This is a genomic window from Pseudomonas sp. Root569 (assembly GCF_001427465.1).
Lineage (GTDB): Bacteria > Pseudomonadota > Gammaproteobacteria > Pseudomonadales > Pseudomonadaceae > Aquipseudomonas > Aquipseudomonas synxantha.
In genome coordinates this window covers 252,513-274,750 of sequence record NZ_LMGQ01000012.1, presented here as the reverse complement: position 1 = coordinate 274,750, position 22,238 = coordinate 252,513, and the positions used below count along the sequence as shown (strand labels likewise).

Below are 22,238 nucleotides of genomic sequence, written 5' to 3'. Positions count from 1 at the left end.
CATCCCCTGGAGGAGCGAGCTTGCTCGCGAAGAACATAAGGGCGCCGCGTTTAATCAGGTTGCACGCGTAATCGTTGACGATTTTCGCGAGCAAGCTCGCTCCTACAGGTTTTGTGTCATTTATAGGTGCAGCGCGTGGCCCAAGGCCCGCAGCGCGGCTTCCTGCACCGCTTCACCCAGGGTCGGGTGGGCGTGGATGGTGCCGGCCACATCCTCCAGGCGTGCACCCATTTCCAGGCTCAGGCCAAAGGCGGTGGACAGTTCGGACACGCCAGCCCCCACGGCCTGCCAGCCGACAATCAGGTGATTGTCACGCCGCGCCACTACCCGCACAAAGCCGGCTTTGGACTCCAGGGTCATGGCCCGGCCATTGGCGGCAAACGGGAAGCTCGACACGATGCAGTCCAGGCCGGCGGCCTTGGCGTCGTCCGGGGTCTTGCCGACTACCACCAGCTCCGGGTCGGTAAAGCACACTGCTGGAATCGCCGCCGGGTTGAATTCGCGGGCTTTACCGCTGATCAGCTCGGCAACCATCTCGCCCTGGGCCATGGCCCGGTGCGCCAGCATCGGTTCGCCACTGAGGTCGCCGATGGCGTACACATTGCGCATGCTGGTCTGGCAGCGGCTGTCGATCTTGATCGCTGCGCCGTTCATGTCCAGGTTCAGCGCTTCGAGATTCCAGCCCTGGGTGTTGGGCTTGCGGCCCACGGCCACCAGCACCTGGTCGGTGTCCAGCGCGAGAGAGTCGCCGTCGGGTGCGCGCACTTGCAGTTTGTTGTCGGCAAAGCCGGTGACACTGTGCCCGAGGTACAGCTTCACCCCGAGTTTCTTCAGGGACTCGGCCACCGGTAAGGTCAGCTCGGCATCGTAGGCGGGCAGGATATGTTCCTGGGCCTCGACCACACTCACTTCGGCACCGAGCTTGCGATAGGCAATGCCCAGTTCCAGGCCGATATAACCGCCGCCGACCACGATCAGGCGCTTGGGCACGCGGGTTGGCGCCAGGGCTTCGGTGGAGGAGATGATCGGCCCGCCAATCGGCAGCATCGGCAGATTGACGCTTTTCGAGCCAGTAGCCAGCAGCAGGTGCTCGCACTGGATACGCTGGTCGCCTACCTCGACGGTCTTGCCGTCGACCACCTTGGCCCAACCGTGGATCACCTGCACCTTGTGTTTTTTCAGCAGCGCGGCGACGCCGGTGGTCAGGCGGTCGACGATACCGTCTTTCCATTCCACGCTTTTGCGGATGTCCAGGGTCGGCACATCCACTTCGATACCCAGTTGCGAGCCCTGGCTGTGGTGCACGGTTTGCTGGAACTGTTCGGCCACATGAATAAGGGCCTTGGACGGAATGCAGCCGATGTTCAGGCAGGTGCCGCCCAGTGCCTGGCCTTCCACCAGGATGGTGGGGATACCCAACTGACCGGCGCGAATCGCCGCCACATAACCGCCGGGGCCGCCGCCGATAATCAGCAGCGTGGTGTGCAATGTCTGAGTCATGCCTTTACTCCAGGAACAGGCTGGCGGGTTGTTCGAGCAGGCCGCGGATGGCCTGAATGAATTGCGCCGCGTCCATGCCATCGACCACGCGGTGATCGAAGGAGCTGGAGAGGTTCATCATCTTGCGCACCACGATCTGGCCCTTGATCACCATCGGCCGTTCGACGATGCGGTTGACGCCGACGATGGCCACTTCCGGCAGGTTCAGCACCGGCGTGCTGACAATGCCGCCCAAGGCGCCAAGGCTGGTCAGGGTGATGGTCGAACCGGACAACTCTTCACGGCTGGCCTTGCCCGTGCGCGCGGCGTTGGCCAAACGTGCGATTTCCTCGGCGGTGCCCCACAGGCTACGGGCTTCGGCGTGGCGTACCACTGGCACCATCAGGCCCACGTCGCTCTGGGTGGCGACGCCCACATGCACCGCGCCGAGGCGAGTGATGACCTGGGCTTCGTCGTCATAGCGCGCGTTGATCTGCGGGAACTCGCGCAGCGCCACCACCATGGCGCGCACAATGAACGGCAGCAGGGTCAGCTTGCCGCGTGTAGCACCGTGCTTCTCATTGAGGTGCACGCGCAACTCGTCGAGGGCGGTGACGTCGATTTCTTCCACGTAGCTGAAGTGTGCGGCGCGGCGTGTGGCGTCCTGCATGCGCTGGGCGATCTTGCGACGCATGCCGATCACCGGGATCTGGTGTTCGTCATTGCGCTCGGTGTAAGGGTTGGCTGCACTCGCACCGGCGGCCGGCCCCTGCTGCAGGTACGCCTCCAGATCTTCATGCAGGATTCGGCCCGCCGGGCCCGAGCCCTGGACCAGGCGCAGTTGAATCCCCGCGTCCAGCGCGTGCTTGCGCACGGCGGGGGAAGCCAGGGGGCGCTCACTGGCTTCACGGGCCACGGGTGCTTGCGGCGCTTTCACGGCAGGCGCGGGTCTGCTTTCTACCGGTGCCGGTGCCGGTGCCGGTTTGGCTTCGGCCACAGGCGCGGCCTTTACCGGTTCGGCGGCTGCTGGCACATCCTTGGTATTGCCCGCGCCTTCCACTTCAATGCTGATCAAAATACTGCCCACCGCCATGACTTCACCCGGCTCGCCGCCGAGGGAAATCACCTTGCCGTGGACCGGCGATGGAATATCCACCATCGCCTTGTCGGTCATTACATCCGCCAGCACCTGGTCTTCAACCACCAGATCGCCAACCTTCACATGCCATTGCGACAATTCAACTTCCGCGATGCCTTCGCCGATGTCTGGCATCTTGATAACGTGCGTGCCCATTCAGACCTCCATGACCCGTTTCAACGCCGCGCCCACTCGGGACGGGCCTGGGAAATACGCCCATTCCTGCGCGTGGGGGTAGGGGGTGTCCCAACCGGTGACGCGCTCGATTGGCGCTTCCAGGTGGTGGAAGCAATGCTCTTGCACCAGCGACACTAGCTCGGCACCAAAGCCGCAGGTGCGGGTGGCTTCATGCACTACCACGCAACGGCCGGTCTTTTTCACCGACTTGACGATGGTTTCCAGGTCCAGCGGCCACAGGCTGCGCAGGTCGATGACTTCGGCGTCAATGCCGGTTTCTTCGGCGGCGACTTGGGAGACGTACACGGTGGTGCCGTAGGTCAGCACGGTCACGGCCGAACCTGGGCGCACGATGGCGGCCACGTCCAGCGGCACGGTGTAGTAACCGTCCGGAACCTGTGCTTGTGGATGTTTCGACCAAGGCGTTACCGGGCGGTCGTGGTGCCCGTCGAATGGGCCGTTGTACAGGCGCTTGGGCTCAAGGAAGATCACCGGGTCATCGTTTTCGATGGAGGCGATCAGCAGGCCCTTGGCGTCATAGGGGTTGGACGGCATCACCGTGCGCAGGCCGCAGACCTGGGTGAACACCGCTTCGATACTCTGGCTGTGGGTCTGGCCGCCGTAGATGCCGCCGCCGCAGGGCATGCGCATGGTCAGGGGCGCAGTGAACTGGCCGGCCGAACGATAACGCAGGCGTGCCGCTTCGGAGATGATCTGGTCGGTGGCCGGGTAGACGTAGTCGGCGAACTGGATTTCAGCTACCGGGCGCAAGCCGTAGGCACCCATGCCCACGGCCACGCCGACAATGCCGCTTTCCGAGATCGGTGCGTCGAATACCCGCGAGCTGCCGTACTTGGTTTGCAAGCCTTCGGTGCAACGGAACACGCCGCCAAAGTAGCCGACGTCCTGGCCGAACACCACCACATTGTCGTCACGTTCAAGCATCACATCCATGGCCGAGCGCAGGGCCTGGATCATGGTCATGGTGGTGGTGGTCATGGCGGTTTCCAGTTCGATGCTGTTGTTGTGGTCGTTCATGTCACACCCCCAACTCTTGACGCTGGCGCTTCAAGTGCTCCGGCATCTCTTTATAGACGTCCTCGAACATGGTCGCGGCGCTTGGAATCTGGCCGCCGGCCAGGGTGCCGTACTGCTCGGCTTCCTTCTGCGCCTTGACCACTTCGGCTTCAAGCTCGGCACTGACCGCCGCGTGTTCCTCTTCGGACCACTGGCCAATCTTGATCAGGTGCTGCTTGAGGCGGGCAATCGGGTCGCCCAACGGGAAGTGGCTCCAGTCGTCGGCGGGGCGGTATTTGGATGGGTCATCGGAGGTGGAATGCGGACCGGCGCGGTAGGTGACCCATTCGATCAGGGTTGGCCCAAGGTTGCGGCGCGCACGCTCGGCAGCCCAGGCCGAGGCGGCGTACACCGCGATAAAGTCGTTGCCGTCTACCCGCAGGGAGGCGATACCGCAGCCCACGCCGCGTCCGGCGAAGGTGGTGGCTTCACCGCCGGCGATGGCCTGGAAAGTGGAGATGGCCCATTGGTTGTTGACCACGTTGAGTATCACCGGCGCACGGTAGACGTGGGCGAAGGTGAGGGCGGTGTGGAAGTCTGATTCAGCCGTGGCGCCGTCGCCGATCCAGGCCGAGGCGATCTTGGTATCGCCCTTGATTGCCGAAGCCATCCCCCAACCCACGCCCTGGACGAATTGGGTGGCGAGGTTGCCGGAAATGGTGAAGAAACCCGCCTCTTTGACCGAGTACATGATCGGCAACTGGCGACCCTTAAGCGGGTCGCGCTCGTTGGACAGCAGTTGGCAGATCAGGTCTACCAGCGGCACGTCGCGGGCCATCAGAATGCTTTGCTGGCGATAGGTGGGGAAGCACATGTCGTCGATGTTCAAGGCCAGGGCCTGGGCGCTGCCGATGGCTTCTTCGCCAAGGCTTTGCATATAGAACGACATTTTTTTCTGACGTTGGGCGACCACCATGCGGTTGTCGAAGATGCGCGTCTTGAGCATGGCGCGCATACCGCGGCGCATGATCTCGACAGGCACGCCTTCAGCCCACGGGCCAAGGGCCTGGCCCTGGTCGTCGAGCACGCGGATCAGGCCCTTGGCCAGGTCGGCGGTGTCGGCGGGTTCTACGTCGATGGCGGGTTTGCGTACCAGGCCGGCGTCGGTCAGGCGCAGGTAGGTAAAATCGGTCTTGCAGCCCGGGCGGCCCGAGGGTTCGGGAACGTGCAGGCGCAGCGGTGCATACGGCTGGGTCATGGCTTTCTACGCTCTATCTTGTGAATTTCTTGTAGTGGGCGCGCTAGCTGACAGTCAGTCTTCGGGTAGAAGAAATCCTGTCCTACAACAATCATAGGCGTGGCGTAGAAGAATATTTATCTGTGTTTCATTGCGCCCGGGACCATTTGCGGATAAAAAAACTGCATAAACATAATAAACAGGTAATTTTGTCTCATGCGCAAACTGGACCGTACCGATATCGGCATTCTCAACGCCCTGCAGGAGAATGCACGGATCACCAACGCCGACCTGGCCCGCTCGGTCAACTTGTCGCCGACGCCGTGTTTCAACCGGGTCAAGGCCATGGAAGAACTGGGCCTGATTCGTGAGCAGGTCACGCTGCTGGATGCCGACCTGTTGGGGCTGCACGTGAATGTGTTCATCCATGTGAGCCTGGAAAAGCAGAATGAGCTGGCATTGCAGCAATTCGAAGGGGCGATCTCCGACCGGCCGGAAGTGATGGAGTGCTACCTGATGGCCGGCGACCCGGATTACCTGATCCGCGTGCTGGTGCCGACGATCCAGTCGCTGGAGCGCTTTATGATGGACTTTTTGACCAAGGTGCCGGGGGTGGCGAACATTCGCTCCAGCTTTGCGTTAAAGCAAGTGCGCTACAAAACCGCGCTGCCGCTGCCGGCCAATGGCATCAGCCTCGGTTCCTGATTCAACACAGAACAAAATGTGGGAGGGGCGGTGCGACGATTCGACTTGCCCCCGATAGCAGTGGATCAGCTACACATAAGTTGACTGACACGCCGCTATCGGGAGCAAGCCCCCTCCCACATTTTTTACCGCATTTCAAAGTTGGTTGAGGGGGATCTTCAGGTAGGTCACGCCATTCTCTTCCGCTGGCGGCATGTTCCCCGCCCGCACATTCACCTGGATCGCCGGCAACAACAGCGTCGGCATACCCAGCCCGGCATCACGGGTGGTGCGCATCTCTACAAACGTCGCTTCATCCACCCCGTCATGCACGTGGATATTCCCCGCCCGTTGTTCCGCCACCGTCGTCAGGCACTTGGCCTCACGCCCCTCAGGCGGATAGTCATGGCACACGTACAGCTTGGTATCCGAGGGGAACGCCAGCAGCTTGCGCATCGACGCGTACAACTGCCGCGCATCGCCGCCGGGGAAATCGCAGCGGGCGGTGCCGACGTCGGGCATGAACAGCGTGTCGCCCACCAGGATCAAGCGGCCGTCGATCAAGTAGGCCATGTCGGCCGGGGTGTGTCCCGGCACATGCAGGGCTTGGGCTTTCAAACCGCCGATATGAAAGATTTCATCCGGTGCGAACAGGTGATCGAACTGTGAACCGTCGACGCGAAATTCCGGCTCCAGGTTGAACAGGTGCTTGAATACGCCCTGCACCTTGCTGATCGACTCGCCGATCGCGATCTTGCCGCCCAACGTGCGACGAAGGTAGGGCGCGGCGGACAGGTGGTCGGCATGGGCGTGGGTTTCGAGCAACCACTGCACCTGCAAGCCGTGCTCGCGCACAAAGGCAATGACCTTGTCAGCCTGGGCGGTGTCGGTACGCCCGGACGCCGGGTCGTAATTGAGCACCGAGTCGACGATGGCGCAGGGGCCGCCATCCGGTTCATAGACGATATAGGTGTAGGTCGACGATGCGTCATCCAGAAAAGCTTGAATCAACGCTGGCATGGCGGCTGTCCCCGATGAAGAAAAAAGTGGTTACAATCAGTTTATGTTTAAACATAATGTCTTGAGCTTAAGTGACATAAAGGACCCGAAGCAAATGGAATCTACCTTGAGTGAGGGCGAAGTCGCCCAGTTGCGTGCGTCGGCGTCCAAGGCCTGTTGCCTGCTCAAGGCCCTGGCCAACGAAGACCGGCTGTTGATCCTGTGCCAGTTGACCCAGGGCGAGCGTAACGTCGGTGAGCTGGAAGCCTTGACCGGCGTGCGCCAGCCCACCCTGTCCCAACAGTTGGGCATCCTGCGCGATGAAGGGCTGGTCGCAACCCGTCGTGAAGGTAAATACATTTTCTACGGCCTGGCCAGCCACGAAGTGATTCAAGTAATGAAGACCCTGTCCGGCCTGTATTGCGGCGCGGTCATAAAAAGCTGGGCGTGACGCCATCCGGCAGCGACCCTTGTGTGCATTGACTCAAAAAGGCAGTAGACAATGACCGAACAACACTGGGGACCCACCATCAGTGGCGATATCGTCGTTATCGGCGCCGGTTCGGCAGGCATCGGCCTGGTGGCCAGCCTGCTCAAGCGCGACCCGCACCTGAATATCACCCTGATCGAACCCAACGACTACCACTGTTACCAGCCGGCCTGGACCCTGGTGGGCGGTGGCGCCTACGACCTGGCAAAGACCCGCCGCCCGCTGGCCGACGTGTTGCCCAACGGCGTCAGTTGGGTACAGGCCGCCGTCAGCGAGCTGCTGCCCGACGAACAAACCCTGGTGCTCGACAGCGGCCAGCGCGTGACCTGGAACAACCTGATCGTCTGCCCCGGCCTGCGCCTGGCCTGGGAGAAAATCGAGGGCCTGCAGGACACCCTCGGCCGCCACGGCGTGACCTCCAACTACAGCTATGAGCATGCCGCCTATACCTGGCAACTGGTGCAGCAACTCAAGGGCGGCAAGGCGCTGTTCACCCAGCCGGCCATGCCGATCAAATGCGCTGGCGCGCCGCAGAAAGCCATGTATCTGTCGTGCGACCACTGGCTCAAGCAGGGCAATCTCAACAACATCGACGTCGAATTCAACCTGGCCGGCGCCGCGCTGTTCGGCGTGCCGACCTTTGTGCCGCCGTTGATGAAATACGTCGAGAAATACAAGGCGCGCCTGGCGTTCAATTCCAACCTGGTGAAAGTCGATGGCCCGGCGCGCAAGGCCTGGTTCGAAGTCAAAGACGCCGAAGGCAAGGTGAACGTCGAAGAGAAAACCTTCGATATGTTGCACGTCGTGCCGCCGCAGCTGGCCCCGGACTTTATCCGCCAGAGCCCGCTGGCCGATGCCGCCGGCTGGTGCGAAGTGAACCCCCACAGCCTGCAGCACCTGCGCTACCCGCACATCTTCGGCCTGGGCGATGTGTGCGGCACCAGCAACGCCAAGACCGCGGCGGCGGTGCGCAAGCAGATCGTGGTGGTGGCCGAGAACCTGCTGGCCCTGCGCAAACAGGCGCCGCTGCCGCTCAAGTACGACGGCTATGGCTCCTGCCCGCTGACGGTGGAGAAGGGCAAGGTGGTACTCGCCGAGTTCGGCTACGGCGGCAAGCTGCTGCCGACCTTTCCCCTCGACCCGACCCGGGCGCGCCGCTCTATGTGGTTTCTCAAGGCCACGCTGCTGCCGTGGTTCTACTGGAACGGCATGCTCAAGGGCCGCGAGTGGCTGACCCGCCTGAGCAAGGTGGACTGAATGCTGCTGGCCAGTGTGTTGGGTGTATTGATGGGCCTGGTCATGGGTCTGACCGGCGCCGGTGGCGGCATCCTCGGGGTGCCGGCACTGGTGCTGGGGCTGGGCTTGAGCATGACCCAGGCCGCCCCGGTGTCGCTGCTCGCAGTAGGCGCGGCGGCGGCAGTGGGCGCCATTGATGGCTTGCGCCATGGGCTGGTGCGTTATCGCGCTGCGCTGTTGATCGCATTGCTGGGCGCATTGTTTTCGCCGTTGGGCGTGTTCGTCGCCCACCAATTGTCGGAGCAACTGCTGATGGGTTTGTTCAGTGCCTTGATGGTGCTGGTGGCTTGGCGCATGTTGCGGCGCGAGAAAGTCGAAGCCGGGCCAAGCGACCATGGCTCGGCTTCGTGGGGCCAGAAGAACTGCATGCTCAACCAGCAGACCGGGCGCCTGGCCTGGACGGCCAAATGCACGGCCACCCTGGCCGCATTGGGCGCGGTGACCGGCGCGGTCTCGGGGTTGCTTGGCGTGGGCGGCGGCTTCCTGATCGTGCCGGCGTTCAAGCAACTGACCGACGTGCAGATGCGTGGGATCGTCGCGACTTCGTTGATGGTGGTCAGCCTGCTTTCCCTGATCGGCGTGGTAGGGGCGTTTCATGCCGGGGTTAGCATCGAGCCTGTAGGCTGGGTGTTTATCGGCGCAAGCATCGTCGGCATGCTGGCCGGGCGACGCCTGTGTTCGGTGATCCCTGCACGCAGCTTGCAGGTGGGTTTTGCCAGCCTGTGTGTGGTGGTCGCGGTTGGAATGCTGGCTAACGCATTGCGCTGAACCTCTTCGGGTGGTGCGGCGGCGTGGTGTGTTGATGCCCGTCAACGCCTGCTGCGGCGAATGGGTCCATGGTGTCTGCCTGATTAACAGGCCGACGGAGACCCCCCATGAGCGCCCCGGCAATAACCACGGCATCCTTCAAATTACCCCTGGGCCTGGTGGGCGGCGTGCTGGTGATGGTCGGCGTCCTGCTGTTGCCGCTGCCCGCCGACCTGCCGGTGGCCGGGCACCGCATGCTGGCGATCCTTGCGTTTGCCGTGGTGGTGTGGATCACCGAGGCGGTTTCTTATGAAGCCAGCGCGATCATGATCACCTCGCTCATGGCGTTTCTGCTGGGCACCGCGCCGTCGCTGCAAGATCCCACGCACCTGATCGGCTCCAGCCCGGCCATCAGCATGGCGCTCACCGGCTTCTCCAACCCGGCGCTGGCGTTGGTGGCGGGGGCGTTGTTCATAGCTGCGGCCATGACCCACACGGGCCTGGACCGACGCATCGCCCTGGTGACCCTGACCCGGGTCGGCACCAGTACGCGCGGTATTTTGCTGGGGGCGATTGCGGTGACTATCCTGCTCAGCCTCGTTGTACCCAGCGCCACGGCGCGCAGTGCCTGCGTGGTGCCGATCATGATGGGGGTGGTTGCCGCGTTTGGCGTCGACAAACGCTCGAACATCGCCGCTGGGCTGATGATCGTGGTGGCCCAGGGCACCAGCATCTGGAATGTCGGTATCCAGACCGCCGCTGCACAGAACCTGTTGACCGTGGGCTTTATGGACAAGATGCTCGGCCAGCGCGTGTCGTGGATCGACTGGCTGATCGCCGGCGCGCCGTGGGCAGTGATCATGTCGGCGGTATTGCTGTTGCTGGTGATCAAGTTGCTGCCGCCGGAAACCGACAGCATTCCTGGCGGCAAGGAAGCGGTGGCCCAATCGTTGGTGGACATCGGCCCGATGACCGGACCGCAGAAGCGCCTGTTGGCGGTCTCGGTGTTGCTGTTGCTGGCCTGGGCCACCGAAGGCCGCCTGCACGCGTTTGACACTACTTCGACGACCTATGCAGGTCTGGTCTTTTTGCTGCTGCCGGGCATCGGTGTGATGACTTGGAAGGATGTGCAGTCGCGCATCCCCTGGGGCACTGTGATTGTGTTCGGCGTGGGTATCAGCCTGGGTACCGCACTGCTGACCACCCAGGCTGGGCAATGGCTGGGCTCGCAGGTGGTGACGCATACCGGGTTGGGCCTTGTCGGGCCGTTAGGAGTGTTTGCAATCCTGGCGGCGTTTTTGATCGTGATTCACCTGGGGTTCGCCAGTGCGACGGCGCTGACCTCGGCGTTGCTGCCGATATTGATCGCGGTGTTGCAGACCTTGCCGACTGAGTTCAATCGGTTGGGGATGACGATGCTGCTGGGGTTTGTGATGAGCTATGGGTTTATCCTGCCGATCAATGCGCCGCAGAATATGGTGTGTTTGGGCACCGGGACGTTTACGGCGCGGCAGTTTGCCAAGGTGGGGATCCTGGTGACGTTGATTGGTTACGGGTTGATGTTGGTGTTTGCGGCCACTTATTGGAGTTGGCTGGGTTGGGTCTGATTTGGAATGCGCATGCTGAATGCGCACAACCGCACGTCTAGTGATTCAAACCGGCAGGCGAAATTGCTTGCGCAAGGCCGTGTCGAAGAACCCGGCGGGGGCGAAGCGGCGCAGCAGGCTGATTTGTCGCGCTGCCTTGCCAGCCGTGTAGCGATGCTGAGGGCGGGCATCGGTCGCGGCTTTCACTACGACTGCCGCCACGACGTCTGGGAGGTCGGCCTTGGGCATTACCTCGCCCAGCAGTGCCCGGAACCCGGACCGAGGCTGATCGTACTCCGTCAACGGCGAGTCCGGCTCGATGCCGTTTTGATCGAAGACGGTTCGCACGAATGCGGGCTCGATGACCGAAACGCGAATAGCGAATGCGCGTACCTCGTGATCAAGAGATTCCGAATAGCCCTCCAGCGCGTGCTTGACCGCCGAATAATGAGCGGAGTAGGGCGCGGGCACTACGCCTAGGATCGATCCGATATTGATGATGCGCCCCTGTCCACCTTGGCGCATCAGCGGCAATACCGCGTTGGTCATGCGAATCACCCCGAACAGATTGACATCGAACAATGCCTTGACCTGCGGGATCGAGAACTCTTCAGCGCCACCGAGCATACCGATGCCGGCATTGTTGACCAACAGATCGATCCGCCCGGTCTGTTCGAGTACGGTGCGCACGAGCGCACTGACAGAGTCGTCGTCTGTCACGTCGCAGGTGAGCATGGATACCTGCGTTGCGCTGGCACCCGCCTTGCGACTTGTGCCGAATACCCTATAGCCGGCACGCACCAGCGCCTGCGCAGTCGCTTGACCAATACCGGACGATGCTCCCGTCACTATTGCGGTTCTTTGCGAAGATGTTTTCATTTGATATTCAGCCTGTTATTGAGTGCTTGCTCATATGATCCTGATGAGCACTTTGCCCTTCGCTCTGCCCCGCTGGCATGCACCTTGATCACGGTTTATTCAATGCCGGTTCATGAGTTTGAGTCAGGTCAGCTTCCAGGCTGTTCAGCCCTGTGCGGAGCTGGTTTCGCCAAGCGCCGGATAGTCGATATAGCCCGCTGCACCGCCGCCATACAGCGTCGTCGGATCGATTGCGGATAAGGGGACATTGTTTTTGAGCCGATCGACCAAATCCGGGTTGCCAATGAACGGGCGTCCAAAGGCGATCAAGTCAGCCTTGTCGTCGTTGAGTCGGGAGGTCGCCAGATCCAGGTCATAGCCGTTGTTGGCGATGTAGGTATTTTTGAAGCGCTGGCGTAGCGCGCCAAAGTCAAAAGGGCAGACGTCGCGCGGCCCGCCGGTGGCCCCTTCAACCACATGCAGGTAAACCAGGCCCAAGGCATCGAGCTGTTCGACGACGTAGTCGAATTGCGGCTGCGGATCACTGCTTGAAACCCCATTGGCTGGTGACACCGGCGAAATACGGATGCCGGTTCGATCAGCACCGATCTCATCCACTACTGCAGCCGTGACTTCGAGCAGCAATCGCGCACGGTTTTCAACCGAGCCACCGTAGGCATCGGTGCGAATGTTGGCGCCGTCCTTGAGGAACTGATCGAGTAGATAACCGTTAGCGCCGTGGATTTCTACGCCATCGAACCCCGCGGCGATGGCGTTTATCGCCGCTTGGCGAAAGTCATTAACGATCCCCGGCAACTCCTCTATATCAAGCGCCCTGGGGGCCGAGGCATCTTCGAAGCGGTTGTTGACGAAGACTTTTGTCGCGGCTTGCAGGGCGGAAGGCGCCACCGGCGCAGCACCGTTTGCCTGAAGGTCGACGTGGGATACGCGCCCGACATGCCACAGCTGCAAGAAAATGCGCCCGCCTTTGGCATGAACGGCGTCGGTGACTGGGCGCCAGCCTTCAATCTGCGCCTTGGTATAGATACCGGGCGTATCCTGATAGCCCTGACCTTGCTGCGAGATCTGGGTCGCCTCAGAAATCAGCAGGCCTGCCGACGCTCTCTGGCTGTAATAGGTTGCAGCGTACTCACTCGGAACAAAGCCCGCCCCTGCGCGGTTCCGCGTCAGTGGTGCCATTACCACTCTGTTGGAAAGCGTCAGTGCGCCCAGTGTGTAGGGTTCAAACAAAGGATTGGCGTTCATTTCGATTCCATACACGTTGATCGGAGACGGCGATCTGCGCCGAACAGCCACAGAGACATGCGCTGGTGAATTTATGATGTCGATCATAATCAAAGCTGTCAACTGTTTTGATTATGATCGACATCATAGTGTCTTGTCGCACCGAGATCATGGCGGCACTGTCTTCGAGCAAAGAAAGCAGCGTGTGACTGGCTGGATGGGCGCTTACCGATACGTCCGAGATGGCAAGATGAACGCCGCTCAGGTTTACTGTGCCTGAGTAATGGTTTTACCGACTTAACCCGTCGGGTCATCAAGGTCACCGAATGGATAAATACACCCCCCACACCTGGCAGCCCCACGAGCGCCCGAGCCTGCCCGGTTCGCCGTCGACGCCGCTGCACCCCACCCACAAACGCTGGCTGTACGCGATGGTCGGAGTGCTGGTGGCGATCACTGGTGGCCTGGGCAATGCCCTGGTCATCGCCAACCTGCAATACCTGCAAGGCGCCCTGGGCGCGACTACTGCTGAAATGGCCTGGCTGCCGGCCGCCTATGTAATGACCAACGTGTGCATGAACCTGCTGCTGGTGAAGTTTCGCCAGCAGTTCGGCCTGCGCGCGTTTACCGAGGTGTTCCTGGTGCTCTATGCGCTGGTGACCTTCGGGCATTTGTTTGTCAACGACCTCAACTCTGCCATCGCCGTGCGCGCCGCTCACGGCATGGTCGGCGCGGCACTGAGTTCACTGGGCCTGTACTACATGATCCAGGCGTTCCCAGCGAAGTGGCGTTTGAAAGCCCTGGTGCTCGGCTTGGGCACCGCGCAGCTTGCGTTACCGTTGGCGCGGTTGTTTTCCGAAGACTTGCTGCAGATCGCCGAATGGCGCGGGCTATACCTGTTCGAATTGGGCCTGGCCTTGATCTGCCTGGGCTGTGTGTTCCTGCTCAAGCTGCCACCCGGCGACCGCTTCAAGACCTTTGAAAAACTCGACTTTCTCACCTTCGCCATCCTCGCCAGCGGCGTGGCCTTGCTCTGCGCGGTGCTGTCGTTGGGGCGTATCGACTGGTGGCTGGAAGCACCCTGGATCGGCGTGGCCTCGGCCTGTTCCCTGGTGCTGATCATGACGGGGCTGGCCATCGAGCATAACCGCAGCAACCCGATGCTGATGACGCGCTGGCTGGGCAGTGGCGCGATGATTCGCCTGGCCTTGGCGGTGGTGCTGATCCGTATGGTGCTGTCCGAGCAATCCACCGGTGCAGTGGGGTTCATGCAGATGCTCAACATGAGCTACCAGCAGATGCATACCCTGTATGTGGTGATGCTGGCCGGCGCGATCGCCGGGCTGGTGGTCAGCGCATTGACGATCAACCCGGCGCACCTGCTGATGCCCCTGGTGATTTCCCTGGCGCTGATGGCCACAGGCTCGGTCATGGACAGTTTCTCCAGCAACCTGACCCGTCCGCAAAACCTCTACATCAGCCAGTTCCTGCTAGGCTTTGGCGGCACGTTCTTCCTCGGGCCGACCATGGTGCTGGGCACAAAAAACGTGCTGACCAACCCACGCAACCTGGTGAGCTTCTCGGTGATGTTCGGGATTTGCCAGAACCTCGGCGGCCTGATCGGCGCGGCCTTGCTCGGCACCTTCCAGATCGTGCGCGAGAAGTATCACTCGAGCATGATCGTCGAGCACCTGACCTTGATCGATCCACGTGTAGCGGCGCGGGTGCAAAGCGGCGGTTCGGCCTACGGTGGGATCGCCGCCGACCCTGAGCTGCGCAACCTCATGGGTATTCGCAGCCTGGCCACGGCGGCCACCCGTGAGGCGAACGTCATGGCCTACAACGATGTCTTCATGCTGATCGCGATTATCGCGATGCTGACCATGCTTTGGATCTTTACCCGCAGCTTGTGGCTGATGAGCACCACCAAGGCAGCAACCCCTCCCGTTCAACCCAGCGGCGCTTCTTCATGACCGAACCGACTTCTACCACCACGACCACCAACGCCATCGCCGCGACCCCGGAAGGCACCACGCCGCCCGGCGCCACGGTGACCGAGCCGCGTTCCCTGCGGGTGCGTATCCTCTCGTCCCTGGGCTTTGCCGCGATTGCCATCATCGGTGTGTTGATCGTGCTGTATGCCTGGCAGTTGCCACCGTTCAGCAGCGCGGTGGAGACCACCGAGAACGCCCTGGTGCGCGGACAGGTGACGATTATCGGCCCGCAGCTCAGCGGCTATGTGTTTGAAGTGCCGGTGCAGGATTTCCAGTATGTGAAAGCCGGCGACCTGCTGGTGCGCCTGGACGACCGTATCTATAAGCAGCGCCTGGACCAGGCGCTGGCGCAACTGGCGGTGCAGAAGGCGTCGCTGGCCAATGTGGTTCAGCAACGCAACAGCGCCGAAGCGACCATAAAGCTGCGTCAGGCCGCATTGGTGGACAGCCAGGCCCAGGCGCGCAAGAGTACGGCGGATCTGCGCCGCAATGAAGAGCTGATCAGCGACGGCTCGGTGTCCAAGCGCGAGCTGGACGTGACCCGCGCCGCCAATGCCCAGACCATCGCCGCCGTGGCCCAGGCCCAGGCCAGCCTGGAAATTGCCCGCCAGGACCTGCAGACCGTCATCGTCAACCGCGGCTCCCTGGAGGCGGCAGTGGCGAGTGCCGAGGCGGCGGTGGAACTGGCACGGATCGACTTGTCCAACACCCGCATCACCGCCCCCCGCGACGGCCAGCTCGGGCAGATCGGCGTGCGCCTGGGCGCCTACGTCAACTCCGGCGCGCAATTGATGGCCCTGGTGCCCAAGCAGCTGTGGGTGATCGCCAATATGAAAGAAACCCAGATGGACAATGTGCAGGTGGGCCAGCCGGTGACCTTCACCGTGGACGCGCTGAACCACCGCAAATTCCATGGCACGGTGCAGCACATCTCACCGGCAACCGGGTCCGAGTTCAGCCTGTTGCAGGCCGACAACGCTACCGGCAACTTCGTCAAGATCGCCCAGCGCGTGCCGGTGAGGATTACCGTAGACCCGGATCAGGCCGAGAGTGAGCGGTTGCGGCCGGGGTTGTCGGTGGTGGTGAGTATCGATACTGCGGGGCGCCTGAAAAATTCACCACCCTCACCCTGACACAATGCGGAACAAAATATGGGAGGGGGCTTGCCCCCTCCCACATTTGCTCACCTCTGTTCTGACGATTGGGTTACAGCACCACGCTCGGCAACCACAACGACAACGCCGGGATGTAGGTGACGGCCATCAGCACCAGAAACAACACCGCATAGAACGGCAGCAGCGCGGTCACGGTTTTCTCGATGCTGACCTTGCCCACCGCCGCGCCGACGAACAACACCGCGCCCACCGGAGGCGTGATCAAGCCGATGCCGAGGTTGACCAGCATGATCATGCCGAAGTGCACCGGGTCGACGCCGATGCCGAGGATCACCGGCATCAGGATCGGCGTGAGGATCAGGATCAGCGGCGCCATGTCCATTACCGTGCCAAGCAACAGCAGCATGACGTTGATGCACATCAGGATCACATAGCGGTTGTCCGACAGGGTCAGGAACAGCGTGGTGATCTTCGCCGGGATCTGCATCAGGGTCATGATGTAGCCGAAGCTGGCGGCGAAGGCGATGAGGATCATCACGATGGAAATGGTGCGCACCGTGCGGTGCATCAGCTTGGGCAGCTCGCTCCACTTGTAGTCGCGGTAGATGAACATGGTGACGAAGAACGCCCACAGCACCGCGATGGCCGCGGACTCGGTGGCGGTGAAGATGCCCGACAAGATGCCGCCAAGGATGATCACCATGGCCATCAGGCCCCAGAGCGCATCAGCGCAGATTTTCAGCGCCTGCTTGAGCGGGATGACTTCGCCTTTGGGGTAGTTGCGCTTTTTTGCGAAGATCAGGCACAGCACCATCAGGCACGCGCTCATTAAAAGGCCCGGCACCACGCCGGCCATGAACAATGAGGCGATCGACACCGTGCCGCCGGCAGCCAGGGAGTAGAGCACCGAGTTGTGACTGGGCGGCGTCAGCAGCGCCTGTACCGAGCCACTCACGGTTACCGCCGTGGCGAACTCTCGCGGGTAGCCACGGCGTTCCATTTCCGGGATCAGCACCGAACCGACCGAGGCGGTATCGGCCACCGACGAGCCGGAAATCGCGCCGAAAAACGTCGAGGCCATGATGTTGACCAGGGACAGGCCGCCACGCACAAAGCCCACCAGCACCCCGGCAAACGCCACCAGGCGCCGCGACATGCCGCCCTCGGCCATGATTGCGCCGGCCAACACGAAGAACGGAATCGCCATCAGCGAAAACTTGTTCACCCCGCCCGCCACCTGGATCATCAAGGCCTGGAAGGGAATGTCGATCCACCACGCGCCGATCAGCGCCGACAGCCCGAGGGCGTAGGCCACCGGCATGCCAATCAGGATCAAGGCGATAAAGCTGCCCAACAGAATCAATGCGTCCATAGTCAGGCAGCCCCTTCGCTTTCTTCCACCAGGTCGAAGCGCACAACGCGCCGGTTGCTCTGGTCCCCGAGCAGGAGTTTTTCCACCACAAAGATCAGGGTCAGCAGGCCGCCAATGGGGATCGGCATGTAGGTGATGCCCACGCGCAGGGTGGGGATCGCGCTCATGAACTGGTTCCAGGTCGACAGGCACAGCTTGGTGCCCCAGAGGGTCATGAACAGGCAGATGGTGCCCATCAACAGTTGCGAGAAGATGCCGACGATGCGGCGTTGGGCGGGGGGCAGGCGGTCGGTGACCATCGCCACCGACATATGCGCGCCGGCTCGGTAACTGGCGGCGGCGCCGATAAAGGTGAACACCAGCATCAGCAGGATCGCAGTGGGCTCCGGCCAGCTGGAACCGGTGCCGAGGACGTAGCGGGCGAAGATGCCCCAGGGAATGATCAGCGCCACCCCCAGGACCGAGAGGCCGGCGACCCAGATGCAGGTCATGTAGATACGGTCATTGATGCGCAGCAGTAGATTCTTCATGGCGTTCACCGTGACCGGGCGCGTCGATGCCGACCGCGCCGGGCCTTATGCAGGGAGCAGGGAGATTATTGAACGGCGTCGATGCGCTTGATCATGTCTGCATACGGTGCGCCGTACTTGGCGCGCACCTGGGCGGTGGCGTCGTAGAAGGGCTTTTTGTCGACCGTGATGAACTCGACACCGGCAGCCTTGAGTTTTTCCTCGCTGCTGGCGGATTTCTTGTCCCACAGCACACGCTCGTCGGCCTGGGCGGCCTTGGCGGCTTGCTTGACCATGTCCTGCTGCGCGGGGCTGAGCTTGTTCCAGGTGATCTTCGACATCACGATGGGTTCCGGCAGGATCAGATGCTCGGTGAGGGTGTAGTACTTGGCGTTCTGGTAGTGGTTATGTTCCAGCAAGGTCGGCGGGTTGTTTTCCGCACCGTCGATGACCCCGGTCTGCAAGGCGCTGAAGATTTCGCCGGTGTCCATTGCGATGCCGTTGGCGCCCATGGCGTTGAAGGCGTCGATAAACAGCGGGTTGCCTTGCACACGGATCTTCATGCCCTTGAGGTCTTCGATCTTACGCACCGGCTTCTTGGTGTAGAGGTTGCGCGTGCCGCCATCCATCCAGGCCAGGGCCACCAGGCCGAACTCGGAGTTGGTGATCTTGGCGAGGATTTCGTCGCCGATCTCGCCATCGATGACCTTGCGCATATGCGCCTGGTCACGGAACACGAACGGCAGGTTGAACACGTTCACATCCGGCACCACCGGGCCGACGATGCCGAGGCTGACGCGGGTCATCTGGACTGCGCCGACCTGGGCCTGTTCGACCACTTCTTTCTCGGAGCCGAGCACACCGCCGGGAAAGTACTTGAAGGTCAGTTCGCCGTTGCTCGCTTTGGTAAGGGCCTTGCCCATGTTTTCTTCGGCGACCACGGTGGGGTAGCCGGCGGGGTGGATGTCGGCGAATTTGATTTCCAGCGCGTGGGCGGCGCTGCTGAGGGTGATGAGTGCGGCGGCGAGCAAGGTGCGTTTGAAGTCCATGGGGTGTCACTCCTGTCTTGTTATTGTTGTATTCAAGGCACAGCAGTACAGCTAGAGGATGAAGTGCGGTTCGGCCAGACCCTTGACGCCTGGGTTGAGCGCGAATACGCCGCCGGACAGCGACTGTTCGCTCGCATCGTCACGGATCGAGGTGACGTACAGGGTGTCCAGGCGGCTGCCGCCAAAGGCGCACATGGTGGGTTTTTTCACCGGTACGCTGAGGGAACGATCCAGGCGGCCCTCAGGGGTGAAACGGTGGATCAGCCCGGCGTCATTGGCACAGATCCAATAGCAGCCCTCGGCGTCCACGGCAGCGCCGTCGGGGCGGCCGGGGAAGTGGTTCATATCGATAAACAGGCGACGATTGGACGGCGTGCCGGTGTTGGTGTTGTAGTCGAAGGCCCACACCTGCTGCACCTGCGGATGCGAATCCGAGGCGTACATCGTGCGGCCATCGGGACTGAAGGCCAGGCCGTTGAGGGTGATGAAGCCATCCAGTTGCGCGTGGGGCGCGCCCCCGGACGCATAGCGGTAAAGAATGCCCTCGGCCGCGTTCAAGCCCATGTCCAGCACCATGCTTCCTGCCCAGAAACGGCCCTGGCGATCACAGCGACCATCGTTCAAGCGCATGTCCGGACGCGGGTGTTCGACACCAGCCAGGAGCGTAGTATCGAGGCTACCGTCATTGTGGGTGGTCAGTTCAAAGAAGCCGGTTTCCATGCCTGCCACCCAGTTGCCCGCTTGAGTGCGTGCGATGCAGGCGAGCATCTGTGGTGCCTTCCACGCGCTGAGGTAGCCGGTGGCGGCGTCCCAGCGTTGCAGGCTGCCGTTGGGGATATCCACCCAATACAAGGCGTTTTCTTCGGGCACCCACACCGGGCATTCGCCCACAGCGTTGCGGACGTCGACAATCAATTCAGCGCTCATGGCCACTCATTCCCTTGGGTTGCTGTGCACTCAGTCACCGAACGGCCCTGCCGCGCAAAAAGCCCCGCCCTGGTAGACCGCGGCCGGGTCATCGGCGGCGACCGGTGGCTGGGCTTCAACCTGGGTGCGGAACACTTCGGAGCTGTCCTTGGGAGCAAAGCCCAGGTGCGCGGCGTAGCGGTTGTCCCACCAGGTGTCGAGGTTCGCCGACATGCCGTAGACCACGGTGTGGCCGACGTTGGGCGTATACAGCGCGCGCTCGAGCAACTGGGTCAGGTCATCGAAGCTCAGCCAGGTGTGCATCATCCGGCGGTTCTGCGGTTGCGGGAACGAGGAGCCGATGCGGATGCTCACGGTCTCGATGCCGTAGCGGTCGAAGTAGAAACTGGCCATGTCCTCGCCGTAGGACTTGGACAGGCCGTAGTAGCTGTCAGGACGGCGAGGGGAGTGGGCGTCGAGTTGTTCGCCCTGCTTGTAGAAGCCGATCACATGGTTGGAGCTGGCGAAGATCACACGCTTGACCCCATGGCGACGGGCGGCTTCGTAGATATGGAAAATGCCGCTGATATTGGCGCCGAGGACTTCTTCGAAGGAACGCTCCACCGATACGCCGCCAAAGTGCAGGATGGCGTCGACGCCTTCCACCAACTGGTGCACAGCTTGTTTATCGGCAAGGTCGCAAGGCTGTACTTCTTCGTGAGCGCCGACAGCGGGGGCCATGTCGGCGATGTCCGACAGGCGCAGGACCTTGGCGTAAGGGCGCATGCGTTCGCGCAGGACTTTGCCGAGGCCGCCGGCGGCACCGGTGAATAGCAGGCGGTTGAAGGGGGCGGGCGTGGTGGTGGTCATGAGCATTCCAATTTTTGTTGTAGGTTGTCGTATGACTATGAGGAAATAGTGTTAGGGATTCCCTGTGTTGTCAACGCCCTTCCAGTAGGAGCGAGCTTGCTCGCGAAAAACGTTAACGATAACGTGTGGTTACTGAATAAACGCGGTGCCCATAGGTTTCTCGCGAGCAAGCTCGCTCCTACAAAAGCTCTGGCACATTTAAAGCAGTGATATCGGGTAGCTGACAAATACCCGGTTCTCATCAAACTCGTTATTGCTGAAATCCCGGCGCATGGTGGAGTTGCGCCACCGCACGTTTAGGTTTTTCAACGCACCACTTTGCACCGTGTAGGCCAGCTCCGATTCGCGTCCCCATTCCTTGCCATCGGTGATCGCCCCGGTGTGCACGTTACTGCCACTGATATAGCGGTTCATCAGGGTCAGCCCGGGGACGCCGAGCACCACGAAGTTGAAGTCATGGCGCAACTGCCAGGATTTTTCCTTGGCGTTGTCGTAGCTGGCGTTGTAGCTGTCGTTGGCCAAGGTGCCGCCACTGGTGCCGTTGACGCGCATCCACACGCTGTCGCCGGTGAGCTTCTGCAGGCCGACGTAGAAGGTGTGGCCGTTGTATCTGGCTGAGAGCAGGGCGGACACGGTCTTGTTATCCAGGTCGCCGGCCAGGGCGCTGCCGTCTTCCTTGCCGTTGAAGAAGCCGAGGTTGGCGCCCAGGGTCCAGTCGCCCACGGGTTGGCTGTGGGTGAAGTTGAGGTATTGCTGCTGGTAGATATCGGTGAGTTCGGCGTACCACAGGCCAACCTGGGTGCGTTTGTCATTGAAGGTGTATTCGCCGCCACCGAAGTTGAAACGGTCCGAGGTGAAGGCGGCTTTGCCGTTCATGAACATGTCTTCCATGCTCGCGTCGTTGCGCGGGCTGTTGCCGCGAAATTGGCCGCCGTAAAGGGTCAGGCCGGCAATTTCATTGGACGTGACCTGGCCGCCCCGGAAGGTCTGGGGCAGGGAACGGCCATCATCGGAACGCAGGATCGGGAGCACCGGCATCCATTCGCCCACCTTCAATTCGGTCTTCGACAGCTTGGTCTTCAGCGCCACGCCCAGGCGGCCGAAGTTATCGGCGGGGCGGCCATCGTCATGCACCGGCAGCAACTGGGTACCGGCGGTGCCTTTGCCGCCATCGAGTTTTTGCGAATACAGGCCCAGCACATCGATCCCGAAGCCCACGGTGCCTTGGGTAAAGCCGGACTTGGCGTCGAGAATGAAGTTCTGCGTCCACTCTTCGGCCTTGCCCTGGGGGTTGGTCGGGTTGGTGAAGTTGCGGTTGAAGTAGGCGTTGCGCAGGTTGAGCGTGGCCTTGGCATCTTCGATGAAGCCTTCGGCATTGGTATCGAGGGGCAGGGTCAGCGCCAGGCCGCCGAGACCTATAAGGCCGAGGCACGAGCAGGAATTGCGGGCGAATTGACTCACAGTGAGGCT

At 61.7% G+C, this 22,238-nt stretch carries 20 protein-coding genes; 7 read left to right on the top strand and 13 right to left on the bottom strand.

What is annotated here, in order from left to right; translation table 11 throughout:
- Nucleotides 1-120: 120 nt before the first annotated feature.
- The 4 genes from lpdA to ASD70_RS12880 are packed head-to-tail and all read right to left on the bottom strand — an operon-like array spanning nt 121 to nt 5,069.
- Nucleotides 121-1,500 carry a dihydrolipoyl dehydrogenase gene (lpdA, locus tag ASD70_RS12895; RefSeq protein WP_056846631.1) on the bottom strand — a complete coding sequence of 460 codons (1,380 nt, stop codon included), beginning with the start codon at nt 1,498-1,500 and terminating at the stop codon, nt 121-123.
- 4 nt (nt 1,501-1,504) lie between these two features.
- On the bottom strand, nt 1,505-2,773 hold the full coding sequence (locus tag ASD70_RS12890) for a dihydrolipoamide acetyltransferase family protein (RefSeq protein ID WP_056846630.1): 1,269 nt from the start codon (nt 2,771-2,773) through the stop codon (nt 1,505-1,507).
- Complete coding sequence (locus ASD70_RS12885; RefSeq protein WP_005789444.1) at nt 2,774-3,832, bottom strand: alpha-ketoacid dehydrogenase subunit beta; 1,059 nt, start codon at nt 3,830-3,832, stop codon at nt 2,774-2,776.
- 1 nt (nt 3,833) lies between these two features.
- Nucleotides 3,834-5,069 carry a 3-methyl-2-oxobutanoate dehydrogenase (2-methylpropanoyl-transferring) subunit alpha gene (locus ASD70_RS12880; RefSeq protein ID WP_056846629.1) on the bottom strand — a complete coding sequence of 412 codons (1,236 nt, stop codon included), beginning with the start codon at nt 5,067-5,069 and terminating at the stop codon, nt 3,834-3,836.
- Between the two features lie 195 nt (nt 5,070-5,264).
- Here ASD70_RS12880 and bkdR point away from each other — a divergent pair, with 195 nt between their 5' ends.
- Entirely contained in the window at nt 5,265-5,753 is a 489-nt protein-coding gene (gene bkdR, locus ASD70_RS12875) for a Bkd operon transcriptional regulator BkdR (protein ID WP_003174877.1), read from the top strand.
- 135 nt (nt 5,754-5,888) lie between these two features.
- Here the strand turns inward: bkdR and ASD70_RS12870 are convergent, their stop codons facing one another.
- On the bottom strand, nt 5,889-6,752 hold the full coding sequence (locus ASD70_RS12870) for an MBL fold metallo-hydrolase (protein WP_056846628.1): 864 nt from the start codon (nt 6,750-6,752) through the stop codon (nt 5,889-5,891).
- A gap of 94 nt (nt 6,753-6,846) precedes the next feature.
- Between ASD70_RS12870 and ASD70_RS12865 the strand changes: the two genes are divergently transcribed.
- The 4 genes from ASD70_RS12865 (at nt 6,847) to ASD70_RS12850 (ending at nt 10,871) form a co-directional block, all read left to right on the top strand.
- On the top strand, nt 6,847-7,182 hold the full coding sequence (locus ASD70_RS12865) for an ArsR/SmtB family transcription factor (protein WP_043048744.1): 336 nt from the start codon (nt 6,847-6,849) through the stop codon (nt 7,180-7,182).
- Nucleotides 7,183-7,233: 51 nt separating this feature from the next.
- Nucleotides 7,234-8,478: an NAD(P)/FAD-dependent oxidoreductase gene (locus tag ASD70_RS12860; RefSeq protein ID WP_056846627.1), complete on the top strand. Its 1,245-nt coding sequence runs from the start codon at nt 7,234-7,236 to the stop codon at nt 8,476-8,478.
- Nucleotides 8,479-9,285, top strand: a complete 807-nt coding sequence (locus tag ASD70_RS12855) for a sulfite exporter TauE/SafE family protein (RefSeq protein WP_056846626.1) — start codon at nt 8,479-8,481, stop codon at nt 9,283-9,285.
- Nucleotides 9,286-9,392: 107 nt separating this feature from the next.
- A complete protein-coding gene (locus tag ASD70_RS12850) occupies nt 9,393-10,871 on the top strand; it encodes a DASS family sodium-coupled anion symporter (RefSeq protein ID WP_056846625.1) in 1,479 nt (492 codons plus the stop codon).
- Between the two features lie 45 nt (nt 10,872-10,916).
- Here ASD70_RS12850 and ASD70_RS12845 read toward each other — a convergent pair whose 3' ends face one another.
- Together ASD70_RS12845 and ASD70_RS12840 are read right to left on the bottom strand one after the other, a co-directional pair.
- Nucleotides 10,917-11,729 (bottom strand): oxidoreductase, encoded by an 813-nt coding sequence (locus ASD70_RS12845; RefSeq protein WP_056846624.1) that lies wholly within the window; start codon nt 11,727-11,729, stop codon nt 10,917-10,919.
- A 144-nt stretch (nt 11,730-11,873) separates the two neighbouring features.
- Nucleotides 11,874-12,974 (bottom strand): alkene reductase, encoded by a 1,101-nt coding sequence (locus ASD70_RS12840; RefSeq protein WP_046068740.1) that lies wholly within the window; start codon nt 12,972-12,974, stop codon nt 11,874-11,876.
- Nucleotides 12,975-13,279: 305 nt separating this feature from the next.
- Between ASD70_RS12840 and ASD70_RS12835 the strand changes: the two genes are divergently transcribed.
- Nucleotides 13,280-14,926 carry an MFS transporter gene (locus ASD70_RS12835; protein WP_056846623.1) on the top strand — a complete coding sequence of 549 codons (1,647 nt, stop codon included), beginning with the start codon at nt 13,280-13,282 and terminating at the stop codon, nt 14,924-14,926.
- On the top strand, nt 14,923-16,080 hold the full coding sequence (locus ASD70_RS12830) for an HlyD family secretion protein (protein WP_056846622.1): 1,158 nt from the start codon (nt 14,923-14,925) through the stop codon (nt 16,078-16,080). Before ASD70_RS12835 ends, ASD70_RS12830 begins: the two co-directional genes overlap by 4 nt.
- A gap of 73 nt (nt 16,081-16,153) precedes the next feature.
- On the opposite strand, the gene ASD70_RS12825 is transcribed toward ASD70_RS12830, so the two are convergent.
- From ASD70_RS12825 to ASD70_RS12800, 6 genes are all read right to left on the bottom strand, one after another.
- A complete protein-coding gene (locus ASD70_RS12825) occupies nt 16,154-17,434 on the bottom strand; it encodes a TRAP transporter large permease (protein WP_046068738.1) in 1,281 nt (426 codons plus the stop codon).
- A 2-nt stretch (nt 17,435-17,436) separates the two neighbouring features.
- Nucleotides 17,437-17,964, bottom strand: coding sequence for a TRAP transporter small permease (locus ASD70_RS12820; RefSeq protein ID WP_046068737.1), 528 nt, complete (start codon nt 17,962-17,964; stop codon nt 17,437-17,439).
- Nucleotides 17,965-18,029: 65 nt separating this feature from the next.
- On the bottom strand, nt 18,030-18,992 hold the full coding sequence (locus ASD70_RS12815) for a TRAP transporter substrate-binding protein (RefSeq protein ID WP_046068736.1): 963 nt from the start codon (nt 18,990-18,992) through the stop codon (nt 18,030-18,032).
- Between the two features lie 51 nt (nt 18,993-19,043).
- Nucleotides 19,044-19,919, bottom strand: coding sequence for an SMP-30/gluconolactonase/LRE family protein (locus tag ASD70_RS12810; protein ID WP_056846621.1), 876 nt, complete (start codon nt 19,917-19,919; stop codon nt 19,044-19,046).
- A 30-nt stretch (nt 19,920-19,949) separates the two neighbouring features.
- Complete coding sequence (locus ASD70_RS12805) at nt 19,950-20,768, bottom strand: NAD-dependent epimerase/dehydratase family protein (protein WP_177342319.1); 819 nt, start codon at nt 20,766-20,768, stop codon at nt 19,950-19,952.
- A 198-nt stretch (nt 20,769-20,966) separates the two neighbouring features.
- Nucleotides 20,967-22,229: an OprD family porin gene (locus tag ASD70_RS12800; protein ID WP_056846619.1), complete on the bottom strand. Its 1,263-nt coding sequence runs from the start codon at nt 22,227-22,229 to the stop codon at nt 20,967-20,969.
- Nucleotides 22,230-22,238 lie beyond the last annotated feature (9 nt).